This is a genomic window from Phycicoccus elongatus Lp2 (assembly GCF_000367525.1).
GTDB classification, from domain to species: domain Bacteria; phylum Actinomycetota; class Actinomycetes; order Actinomycetales; family Dermatophilaceae; genus Phycicoccus_A; species Phycicoccus_A elongatus.
The window spans coordinates 1206301-1217577 of the sequence record NZ_HF570956.1 but is presented as its reverse complement, the minus strand read 5'-3'; the positions used below and the strand labels follow the sequence as shown (position 1 = coordinate 1217577).

The window sequence follows — 11277 nt, the reverse complement described above, 5'->3', positions numbered from 1 at the left end:
CCATCCTGCCGCAGGTCACCGGCGATTCCGCAGGGCGTGCACCGACGCGGGCACGAGACCCACCGACCAGGGTGCCGGCTCGGGCTCACCGAAGGTGCGGGTCATCGGCACGACGCCGCACCAGGCCTGGTGCTCCTCGGCCGGCTCCCCCGGCCCCCCGGTCCGCTCCTTGTAGAGCCAGGACCCGTCGGTGATCGGCAACTCCATGGCCAGCGTGGCGGCCCACTCCTTGGGGGTCGAGGGGCGCACCTCGGTCGTCCGTCCGGGAAGGATGCGCTCCGAGAGCCGATCGAGCGCACGGGCACGCTCGTCATCACGCAGGTTGCGGACGTGCCCGCGCAGGACGGCGGAGCGGTAGTTGGCCGAGGACTCGAAGGTCGACTCGGCAACGACGACTCCGTCGATCGCGATGACACAGAAGGCAATCGGCGCACCGGCAGTGACATGACGCAGCGCGCCCGCGCCGGTCGAGCCGTGGAGCAGCAGGCGGTCGTCGTCGCGCGCGAAGAGCAGCGGCACGGCCCACGGGTCGCCGTCGACGACCGTGGCGAGGGTGCCGACGAGCTCGTCGTCGAGGAGCGTGTCGAGGCGATCGCGCGACGAGGAGCCTCGATCGGGCTTGCGAGTCAGGGTGGTGAGGTCGGGCCGCATGGGTCCATGATCAGGCACGACCGACCCGACTGGCCCGACCGTTTCAGGTCGGGCCAGGGGCGTGTTCGGTCAGAGGACCTGGTGGCCCGGTTGGTTGTCGCGGGGCAGGAAGGTGTGCGGGTTCTCCGGCATCACGCCCAGGCGCCCGGCCTGGAAGTCCTCGAAGGCCTTGACGAGCTCGGCCCGCGTGTTCATGACGAACGGGCCGTAGGCCGCGACCGGCTCGCGGATCGGCGCTCCACCGAGGATGAAGAGCTCCAGACTCGGCGAGCGGCTCTCCTGCGACTCCGCGGCCGTGACCTCGATGAGATCGCCCGCCCCGAGCGTCACGAGTTGACCCATCCGGATCGGTCGACGGTCGGCGCCGACATGACCAGAGCCTGCGAGGACGTAAACCAACGCGTTGAAGTCCTTCCGCCACGGCAGCGAGAGCCGAGCACCCGGGGCCACAGTGGCGTGGGCGAGGGCGATCGGTGTGTGGGTGGTGCCGGGGCCGGCATGGCCAGCGACCTCACCCGCGATGACGCGGATCAGTGCCCCACCGTCGTGCGAGGCGAGCAGCCCCACCTCGCCACCTCGGATGTCCTGGTAACGCGGCTGGGCCATCTTGAGGTGGGAGGGCAGGTTGACCCAGAGCTGGACCCCGTGGAAGAGGCCGCCGCTGACGACGAGCTCCTCCGGGGGAGCCTCGATGTGGAGCAGGCCGGAGCCCGCTGTCATCCACTGGGTGTCACCGTCCTTGATGACACCGCCCCCACCGTGGCTGTCCTGGTGCACGAAGGTGCCGTCAAGGATGTAGGTGACCGTCTCGAAGCCACGGTGCGGGTGCCACGGAGTGCCCTTGGGCTCACCCGGTGCGTACTCGACCTCGCCCATCTGGTCCATGTGGATGAAGGGGTCGAGGTCGGCCAGGTCGACGCCGGCGAAGGCACGTCGCACGGGGAAACCCTCCCCCTCGAAACCGCTCGGCGCAGTCGTCACCGAACGCACCGGACGCGGGAGCTGATCCAGGGCAGGGCTCTGGACGCGCGGGAGGTCGAGAATGCTGTCGACGGTGACGGCTGGCATGGCGGTCAATCCTCTCGATGACTGGGTGGGCAACTCACCGCTCTCAACGGTAGTTGAAACTGAAATTATTCCGCAACCCCTCGCCCCCATCTCCGGTCGAGAGGGAGCAACACGCGGGTACGGCGGCCGGCTACGCGCGTTTTGGTCTATCTCGACTGGGGGTGGGCGCGGGTCGAGCTGATGGTCGCCGAGCCGATGACGCGGGTCCCGTCGTAGAGGACGACGGACTGGCCGGGCGCCACTCCCCTGATCGGCGCGTCGAGGGTCACCTCGAGTTCCCCTGCCGGGCCTTGGTATGCCGCGCAACCCACCTCCTCGCCGTGGGCGCGCACCTGCGCACCCGCCCGGATCGTCCCGATCGGCACAGGACCACACCAACGGGCGTGTTCGCCGGTGATCTGCCGGACGCCGAGTAGCTCCGCAGTGCCGATGACGACCCGGTTGGTCGGGGCATCGACGTCGACGACGTAGCGCGGCTCGCCGTCGAGACGACTGCGGTCGATGCCGAGACCGCGCCGCTGCCCGACGGTGAAACCGAAGGCACCGGCGTGCGTCCCGACCACCTCGCCATCGGTCGTGACCAGCTCCCCCGGCTGCTCGCCGAGGCGGCCCGCGAGGAATCCGCGGGTGTCGCCGTCGGGGATGAAGCAGATGTCGTGGCTGTCCGGCTTCTTGGCCACCGAGAAGCCGCGGGCGGCCGCCTCCTCACGGATCGCCGGTTTGGTCGTGTCGCCGAGCGGGAAGAAGGCGTGGACCAGTTGGTCCTCGTCGAGGACACCGAGCACGTAGGACTGGTCCTTGGCAGCATCGACGGCACGGTGCAGTTCACGCCGCCCGTCGGCGGCCTGCACGATCTGTGCATAGTGACCAGTCGCGACCGCGTCGAAGCCCAGACCGAGGGCCTTGTCGAGCAGGGCGGCGAACTTGATCTTCTCGTTGCAGCGCAGACAGGGGTTGGGGGTGCGGCCCGCGGCATACTCCGCTACGAAGTCCTCCATGACGTCCTCGCGGAACCGCTCGGCCATGTCCCACACGTAGAACGGGATGCCGAGGCGATCGGCGACTCGGCGGGCATCGCCGGCGTCCTCGATCGTGCAGCAGCCTCGGGCGGATTCGCGCAGGGTCGCGGCGGACTGCGAGAGGGCGAGATGGACGCCGACGACCTCGTGACCGGCCTCGACCATGCGAGAGGCGGCGACGGCGGAGTCCACGCCCCCGCTCATCGCGGCGACGACGCGCAACCGGGCGGTCATCGGGCCCGCTGACTGGCCCGCCGGGCGCGCTCCACCACCCCGGGCAGGGCACCGAGGAAGGCGTCGACGTCGGCGTCGCTCGACGACCACCCCAGGCTGACCCGGATCGCGCCGCGGGCCTCCCGCTCGGTGTAGCCCATGGCGAGGAGCACGTGGCTGGGGCGTGGCACGCCGGCCTGGCAGGCCGAGCCGGTGCTGACCTCGACGCCGGCGGCATCGAGGAGGTAGAGCAGGGAGTCACCCTCGGCGTCGGGCACGAGCAGGTGAGCGTTGCCCGGCAGCCGTCCTTCGATGTCACCGGGCGTCCAGCAGCCGCTGACCGTGATCCCGAGGTCGAGTCCGATCGCGCCCTCGATGAGCCGGTCCCGCAGGGCGCCGAGCCGCTTGGCCTCGACGTCACGTACCCGCACCGCGTCGTCGAGCGCCACCGCGAAGGCGTGGACGCCCGCAGCGTCGAGGGTGCCACTGCGCACCTGTCGCTCCTGGCCGCCACCGTGCGACAGCGGCACCAAGGTGGCGTCGCGGCGGGCGAGCAGTGCGCCCACTCCCACCGGGCCCCCGAGTTTGTGGGCAGTCACCGTCATCAGGTCGACGCCACTGTCTGCGAAGGACACCGGGAGGTGGCCGACGGCCTGCACCGCGTCGGTGTGGAAGGGCACCCCGTGCGCACGGGCCACCTCGGCGAGTTCGGCGATCGGCTGCACCGTGCCGACCTCGTTGTTGGCCCACATGACGGTGATCAGCGCTGCCTGCGCGGCCGACCGGGCAAGGGTGGCGGTGAGGTCATCGACGCTGACGTGGCCGCACCGGTCGGGTTCCAGCCACGACGGCGCGGCGCCTTCGGCAGCCACGAGGTACTCGATCGGGTCCAGGACTGCATGGTGTTCGATGCCACTGGCGATCACCATGCGGCGCGAGTGGTCTGCCGCGACTCTCGCCCGGAAGGTCCCCTTGACGGCCAGGTTGTCCGCTTCCGTGCCGCCGCTGGTGAAGATGACCTCCGAGGGCCGGGCATCGAGGGCGGAGCCGATCCGCTCTCGGGCCTCCTCGACGAGGGCACGGGCTCGTCGCCCGGAGGTGTGCAGCGAACTGGGGTTGCCCACCTCGGCGAGCGCCGCGGCATACGCCTCGAGGGCAGCCGGGGCCATCGGCGTGGTCGCCGCGTGGTCGAGGTAGGTGCTCATCCCTCCAAGTCTAGGTTCTCGCCGTGGGACGCTCGACGGGCTCGTTCGGCGAGCAGGTGCTCGTCGGTGCGGGCGTCGTAGCGCCAGAAGTCCTGCAGCGCCGCGGCCGCGAGGACGACCCCCACGACGCTCGCCACACCCCCGAAGGAAATGGCTCGACGGACGCCCCAGGTGTCGGCGGTGTAGCCCGCCCGGATCTGGGCACCCAGCGGCCCGACCGAGTAGGACAGCATCTCGATACCGGCCAACCGACCGCGCAGGCTCTCGGGGATCGACTGGTTCCACAGGGTCATCCGGAAGACCGCGCTCGTCATGTCCGCGGCCCCGGCGAGGGCCAGTGCCAGGCAGCAGAGCCAGAAGCTCGGGGCCTGCCCGGCGACGGCGATGAACACTCCGTAACCGCAGGCGGCGATGACGATGACTCGCCCATAGGAGTGGATCCGGCGATGCCAGCCGGACAGGGCCGAGGCGACCAGGGCACCAACCGTCTCCGAGGTGTAGAGCAGGCCGAGCAGATGTGGCCGCGCGAAGATCGTCTCGGCCAGCGCGGGGAACAGCACGATCGGCATCGCGAGGAACATGACCGCGACGTCGACGAAGTAGGTACCGAGCAGGTCCTTGCGGGAGATGGCATAGCGCACGCCCTCGGCGATCCCTCGCAGCGACGGTGGTGTCGTCTGCTCCCGATGCGGGAAGGCCGACATCCGTGCGTAGAGGAGCACGGCGACCGTGATGCCCACGACGTCGACCGCGAAGCACCAACCCGCCCCGGCCGAGGCGACGATGAGGCCACCGATGGTCGGGCCGAGCAGGCTGCCGGTCTGCCAGCCCAGGGCGTTGAGTGCGTTGGCTGCGGGTAGTTGGTCGTGACGGACCGTGCGGGGCAACAGCGCCTCCTTGCTCGGCCGCTGCAGTGCCCCGGCCGACACGAGGAAGGGCGCCACGACGAAGAGCACCCAGATGTGCGGCTCGTCGCGAAAGGCGTTGAGCGCCAGCAGGGCTGTGAGCACCACCTGGGCCGCACCGGTGCCGACCAACATCTTCTTGCGGTCCACATGGTCGGCGAGCGCGCCTCCCCACAGGCCGGCGACGAGCAGCGGCACGAGTTCGACGACGCCGATCAGGCCGACCATCGTGTTCGAGCCGGTCAGTGTGTAGATCTGCCACGGGATCGCCACATAGGAGATCGCCTGCCCGAGTGTGAAGACGGTGCCGGCCAGAACCATGAGGCGGAAGTCGCGTGACTCGCGGGCAGGGCTGAGATCGACTCGCAGCCCACGCAACACTCCCGGCCCGCTCACGAGGGGCCATCTTCGCACCCGTCACAACGTGAGTGCGCGGCACACCCAGAGGTATGCCGCGCACTCACTGCAGGTGGGCCCTTGAGGCCCGAGGTCACCAGACCCGGCGACTGCTCCCGCCGATCGGCACGAAGTTGAGGATGAGGCCGACGACGATGAGGATGATCCCGATCGTCTTCAAGATGCCCGCACCACTGATGAACAGGCCGAGCAGCAAGAGGATGAGTCCCAGAACGACCATGACGCGCTCCTTTTCCTGGCAGGGTCGGCGGTCCGGGCGGACCGCTTCTCTTCGAGATTAGACAAACCTTCAACGTCTGGGGGCTTTCGGGTACGGCAAAGAGGAACGGCGAAGGGGCCCACCGCACTGGTGGGCCCCTTCGTCGTCGAACGCGCGGGTCAGCCCTTGCGCTTCTTGACCTCGTCGGTCGCCTGCGGGAGGACGTTGAAGAGGTCGCCCACGACACCGAAGTCGACGAGCTCGAAGATCGGCGCCTCCTCGTCCTTGTTGATCGCGATGATCGTCTTGGACGTCTGCATGCCGGCCCGGTGCTGGATGGCACCGGAGATGCCCGCCGCCACATAGAGCTGCGGGGACACCTGCTTGCCGGTCTGGCCGACCTGGTTGGAGTGCGGGTACCACCCGGCGTCGACGGCGGCGCGGCTGGCGCCGACGGCCGCGCCCAGGCTGTCGGCGAAGGCCTCGACCGGGCTGAAGTCGCCACCGGTGCCGCGCCCGCCGGAGACGACGATCTGGGCCTCGGTGAGCTCGGGACGGCCGGACTTGGCCTTGGGCTGACGGTCGGTGATCGGTGCCGCGGTCGCCAGGTCGGAGAGCGTGACCTCGACCTTCTCGACCGCGCCGGCGGCCGGCGCTGCCTCGATGGCCGTGGAGTTCGGCTTGACGGCGATGATCGCCGCACCCTTGGTGACCTGCGACTTCACGGTGTAGGAGCCGGCGAAGACCGACTGGTTCGCCACCGGGCCACCCTCACCGGCCTGGACGTCGACGGCGTCGGTGATGAGGCCGGACTCGGTCTTGACCGCCAGTCGGGCCGCGATCTCCTTGCCGGCAGTGTTGCTCGGGATGAGCACGGCCACCGGCGAGGTCTTGGCGGCGACCGCGGCGAGCACCTCCGCCTGGGGGGCGACGAGGTTCTTCAACGCGGCCTCGTCGTCGAAGACGTAGACCTTGCTCGCGCCGTACTTGGCGAGGGTGACCTGCGCGGTCTCGGCACCCGGGCCGATGTGCACGGCCGAGGGCTCGCCCAGGCGACGGGCGATGGTGAGGAGCTCCGCGGTGGTCTTGCGCAACTTGCCGTCGACGTGGTCGACGAGGATGAGGACTTCACCCATGGGGTTTCTACCTGCTCTCTTGTCGGTCGACGTCTTCAGAGGAACTTGCGGGCGGCGAGGAACTCGGCGAGCTTGGTGCCGCCGTCGCCCTCGTCCTTGACGATCTCGCCCTGCTCACGCGGCGGGCGCTTGGCGATCTCGACGACCTTGGTCCACGCGTTCGCCAGGCCCACCTGACCGGCGTCGATGCCGAGGTCGGCGAGGGTCCATGACTCGACCGGCTTCTTCTTGGCCGCCATGATCCCCTTGAAGGACGGGTAGCGCGGCTCGTTGATCTGGTCGGTCACCGAGACCAAGGCGGGGAGGCTGGCCTCGATCGTCTCGGTGTTGGCGTCGTTGTCGCGACGGATCGTGACCTTGCCGTCCCCAAGGGTGAGCTCGGAGGCGTAGGTCACCTGAGGCAGGCCCAGTCGCTCGGCGAGCATTGCCGGGACGACACCCATCGTGCCGTCCGTGCTGGCCATGCCGGTGATGACGAGCTCCGGGTTGCCATCGGTCGCCTTCTTGATCGCCTCGGCGAGGATCAGTGAGGTCGCCGGGGCGTCGGACCCGTGGATGGCCTCGTCATTGACGTGGACCCCCTTGTCGGCGCCCATCTGCAGGGCCTTCTTGACCGCATCAGCGGCTTGGTCCGGGCCGATCGTGACGACCGTGACCTCGCCACCGCTGGCCTCGGCGAGCTTGAGAGCCTCCTCGACGGCATACTCGTCGAGCTCGGACAACAGGCCGTCGACGCCGGCGCGGTCGACGGTGTTGTCGCTCTCGTTGAAACCCCGGTCCGCCTGTGCGTCCGGGACGTGCTTGACGCACACGACGATATTCATGCGTGCCTCGTCCTTCTCCTGATGTGGGGGGCAAACGATCCCGCCCATCCTCTCAGGTCAGCCGGCCCGAACCCGCCGCTCCGGGGCGTGACGATCACCACCATGCCCGGCGGGCATCCCTCTCCGAACCACGACCCTCGCCGGACGGGTATGCCGCGGACTCAGCGGCCGGTGAAGGTCGGCTTCTCCTTGGCGACGAAGGCGGCCATGCCGATCTTCTGGTCATCGGTGGCGAAGAGCGAGGCGAAGGCCATCCGCTCGATCTCGAGCCCGGTGGCCAGGTCGACCTCGACGCCGCGGTCGATGACCTGCTTGGCCGCGGCATACGCCATCGCCGGGCCGCCGACATAACGCTGAGCCCAGGCCCGGGCCGCGGCATACACGTCCTCATCCTCGGGCACGACCTGGTTGACCAGGCCCATCGCCAGTGCCTCTTCGGCTCCGATGAACCGGCCGCTGAAGACGATCTCCTTGGCCCGAGACGGCCCGATGAGCCGCGCGGCACGCTGGGTTCCGCCCATGCCGGGGATCACACCGAGCGTGATCTCCGGGAAGCCGACCTTGGCGGTGGCACCCGCGATCCGGAAGTCGCAGCACAGGGCCAACTCGAAGCCGCCCCCGAGCGCATACCCGGTGATGGCGGCGATCGTCGGCTTGGGCAGGGCCGCCAGGCCGTTGGTGAAGTCCTGGAGGAGCCGGCCGTAGGTCGTCATGCCGGCCAGGTCGAGGTCGGCCATCTCCTTGATGTCCGCTCCGGCCGCGAAGACCTTCTCACCGCCGTGGACGATGACCGCGCTGATGTCGGAGCGTTCGGTGATCTCGGGCAACAGGGCGCCGAGTTCGCGACCGAGTTGCGCGCACAGCGCGTTCATCGGGGGGCGGTCGAGCCGGATCGTGCCGATGCCGTCCTCGACCTCGAGCCGCACCAGCTCGGTCATGCCGGGCCTCCGCCGTCGACCGGGTTGCCGTTCTCGTCCAGGCCGAGCGCCCGCTGATGCCAGAAGGACACCGTCGAGAGCACGAGCTGGATCCCGATCTGTACGGCGGCATCGAGGTCGACACCAGCGGTCATCAGGTGGTCGCAGGCGACGGCGAGGGTGCCATTGCCGATGCCGGTCTTGACGCAGTTGAGGGTGAGGTTCAACTCGTTGCAGGTCTCGAGCGCCTTGGTCTCCTGGCCGATGAGCTGCTCGGGCAACTGCCACTGGCCGAAGATCCGCATGATCTGCAGCTCACCCTCGTGACAGCGGATGAAGAGGTTCTGGTCGTTGACCGTGAAGGTCACGTCGCCATCGGCATCGATGTCGGGCTGGACCTCGAGGTCCTGGAGGACGTCGAGGACCCGGCCACGCAGCGGGTGCTCGTCGGCCGGCGGGGGGAAGTTGGGCAGCGAAGCGGGATCGGTCATGGTGCCACGGTAACCACTCCTTACGCTTGGTCACCATGTCGACCCGCTCGCACGCCGCGACACCGGCCTCGCAGGCCTTCACGACCGCGCCCCTCCCGCTGGGTCGGGACCTCCCTCCGAACCCCGGGGTCACCCTGGTCCGGGGCGGTGCCGACGTCTGCGTGTATGCCGGTCACGCGGAGGCCGTGTGGCTGTGCCTCTTCGAGAGGGGCGACGACTCGGGCGCGACCGAGCGGAGGATCCCGCTCGAGGAGCGCGCGTTCGGCTGGTGGTTCGGATTCGTGCCGGGGATGGGCGACGGGCAGCGCTACGCCTATCGGGTCGACGGGCCCTGGGATCCCGCGAACGGCTTGCGGCACAACGTCGACAAGCTCCTTCTCGACCCCTACGCCAAGGCGATCGAGGGCTCCATCGCGTGGGGTCCGCAGGTCTATGGCCACGAGGTGGACGACGAATGGGCCGGTGACCCTGATGTGCGGAGCACCCTCGACAGCGCCGCCGCCATGCCTCGCTGTGTCGTCGTCCATGACGACTTCGACTGGGAGGACGACGCTCCACCTCTGGTCAGCCGTAGTGACTCGGTGATCTACGAGACCCACGTCGTCAACCTCACCAAGGAACGTCCGGGCGTGCCCGAGCACCTGCGCGGCACCTATGCCGGGCTGGCCCACCCGGACACCATCGCCCACCTCAAGGGGCTGGGGGTGAGCGCCGTTGAGTTGTTGCCGGTCCACTCCTTCACCAGTGAGCCACATCTGCTCCAACGCGGGCTGACCAATCATTGGGGCTACAACACGGTCGGCTTCTTCGCTCCCCACGCCAGGTATGCCGCGGCGCGGGACCCGCAAGGCGCCCTCGACGAGTTCAAGGGCATGGTCAAGCTGCTGCACCGGGAAGGCATCGAGGTCATCCTCGACGTCGTCTACAACCACACCGCCGAGCAGAGCCGGGAGGGTGCGACCCTCTCTTTCCGTGGCCTGGACAACCGCGCCTACTACCGGCTCGACGAGCGCGGCCAGGACATCGACGTGACCGGCTGCGGCAACACCCTCGACCTGCGGCACCCCATCGTGTGCCGAATGGCGCTGGACTCCCTGCGGTACTGGGTGACCGAGTGCCACGTCGACGGCTTCCGCTTCGACCTGGCCGTCGCCTTGGGTCGCGGGCGTGGCGACGAGTACGACCCGGACCATCCGTTCCTCGTGGCGGCCCGCACCGACCCCGTCCTCTCGCGGGTCAAATTGATCGCCGAGCCGTGGGACGTCGGCATGCACGGCTGGCGCACCGGACAGTTCCCGCCGCCCTTCTCGGAATGGAACGACCGCTACCGTGACGGCCTGCGGACCTTCTGGCTGGCCGACTCCAGGGCCCAGCTCCACGGCGAGCTCGGACATGGCGTGCAGGAACTCGGCACCCGGCTCGCGGGATCACGCGATCTCTTCGGGACGCACGACCGTGGGCCCACGGCCTCGATCAACTACCTCGCGGCGCACGACGGCTTCACGCTCGCCGACACCACGGCATACGACGTAAAACACAATCTGGCCAACGGTGAGGACAACCGTGACGGCAGTGACGGCAATCGTTCCTTCAATCACGGCATCGAGGGCCCGACCGACGACCCGGTGATCCTCGCCGCCCGCCGCCGCTCGATCCGCAACCTGATGGGCAGCATGCTGCTGTCGGCCGGGATCCCGATGATCAACGCCGGCGACGAGTTCGGGCGCAGCCAGGGCGGCAACAACAACCCCTATTGCCAGGACAACCCGATCTCGTGGTTCCACTGGGACCTCGAGCCCTGGCAGGAGGACCTCCTCGCCACGACGACACACCTGCTCAGGCTCCGGCGCGAGCACCCGGCGCTGCGCCAACGCACCTGGGCCCTGGGACGCCAGGTCAACGAGGACGGCTCGATGGACATGGCGTGGTTCGACGCGTCCGGGTCGCCGATGGACGGTGCCTGGCACGACCCGGCGACACGCATCCTCCAGATGCTCGTCAACGGTGCCTACGTCGGCCAGCGCTCGGTCCTCGTGCTCGTCAACGGCTCTCTCGACGACGTCGAGGTGACGCTTCCCACGGTGCCCGGGCTCACGGCTTACCGACTGCTGTGGGACAGCGCGTGGGAGCGGCCACAGGAGGTCGACTCCGATGTCGAGCCCGGTGCCGTGAGCGTCGACGCCATGAGCATCCGGGCGTATGCCGCGAGCGACCCCACATGAGTGCGTGCGG

The 11277-nt window shown here is 69.1% G+C and carries 11 protein-coding genes; 1 reads left to right on the top strand and 10 read right to left on the bottom strand.

What is annotated here, in order from left to right:
• Positions 1-15: 15 nt before the first annotated feature.
• The 10 genes from BN10_RS05805 to BN10_RS05765 all read right to left on the bottom strand — a co-directional run bounded on the left by BN10_RS05805 (position 16) and on the right by BN10_RS05765 (position 9045).
• Positions 16-651 (bottom strand): pyridoxamine 5'-phosphate oxidase family protein, encoded by a 636-nt coding sequence (locus BN10_RS05805; protein ID WP_010850260.1) that lies wholly within the window; start codon positions 649-651, stop codon positions 16-18.
• A gap of 69 nt (positions 652-720) precedes the next feature.
• Positions 721-1719 carry a pirin family protein gene (locus BN10_RS05800; RefSeq protein ID WP_010850259.1) on the bottom strand — a complete coding sequence of 333 codons (999 nt, stop codon included), beginning with the start codon at positions 1717-1719 and terminating at the stop codon, positions 721-723.
• 146 nt (positions 1720-1865) lie between these two features.
• On the bottom strand, positions 1866-2960 hold the full coding sequence (gene mnmA, locus BN10_RS05795) for a tRNA 2-thiouridine(34) synthase MnmA (RefSeq protein WP_040752647.1): 1095 nt from the start codon (positions 2958-2960) through the stop codon (positions 1866-1868).
• 8 nt (positions 2961-2968) lie between these two features.
• Positions 2969-4156, bottom strand: coding sequence for a cysteine desulfurase family protein (locus BN10_RS05790; protein WP_010850257.1), 1188 nt, complete (start codon positions 4154-4156; stop codon positions 2969-2971).
• Positions 4153-5457 (bottom strand): MFS transporter, encoded by a 1305-nt coding sequence (locus BN10_RS05785; protein ID WP_010850256.1) that lies wholly within the window; start codon positions 5455-5457, stop codon positions 4153-4155. Before BN10_RS05785 ends, BN10_RS05790 begins: the two co-directional genes overlap by 4 nt.
• Before the next feature lie 94 nt (positions 5458-5551).
• A complete protein-coding gene (locus BN10_RS17265) occupies positions 5552-5698 on the bottom strand; it encodes a hypothetical protein (protein ID WP_010850255.1) in 147 nt (48 codons plus the stop codon).
• Positions 5699-5856: 158 nt separating this feature from the next.
• Complete coding sequence (locus BN10_RS05780) at positions 5857-6813, bottom strand: electron transfer flavoprotein subunit alpha/FixB family protein (protein ID WP_010850254.1); 957 nt, start codon at positions 6811-6813, stop codon at positions 5857-5859.
• 35 nt (positions 6814-6848) lie between these two features.
• Positions 6849-7637 (bottom strand): electron transfer flavoprotein subunit beta/FixA family protein, encoded by a 789-nt coding sequence (locus BN10_RS05775; RefSeq protein ID WP_010850253.1) that lies wholly within the window; start codon positions 7635-7637, stop codon positions 6849-6851.
• A gap of 161 nt (positions 7638-7798) precedes the next feature.
• Positions 7799-8575: an enoyl-CoA hydratase/isomerase family protein gene (locus BN10_RS05770; RefSeq protein WP_010850252.1), complete on the bottom strand. Its 777-nt coding sequence runs from the start codon at positions 8573-8575 to the stop codon at positions 7799-7801.
• Positions 8572-9045 (bottom strand): YbjN domain-containing protein, encoded by a 474-nt coding sequence (locus BN10_RS05765; protein WP_010850251.1) that lies wholly within the window; start codon positions 9043-9045, stop codon positions 8572-8574. The genes BN10_RS05770 and BN10_RS05765 overlap by 4 nt, the downstream gene beginning before the upstream one ends.
• A gap of 35 nt (positions 9046-9080) precedes the next feature.
• Between BN10_RS05765 and glgX the strand changes: the two genes are divergently transcribed.
• On the top strand, positions 9081-11267 hold the full coding sequence (gene glgX, locus BN10_RS05760; RefSeq protein ID WP_010850250.1) for a glycogen debranching protein GlgX: 2187 nt from the start codon (positions 9081-9083) through the stop codon (positions 11265-11267).
• Positions 11268-11277: the final 10 nt, after the last annotated feature.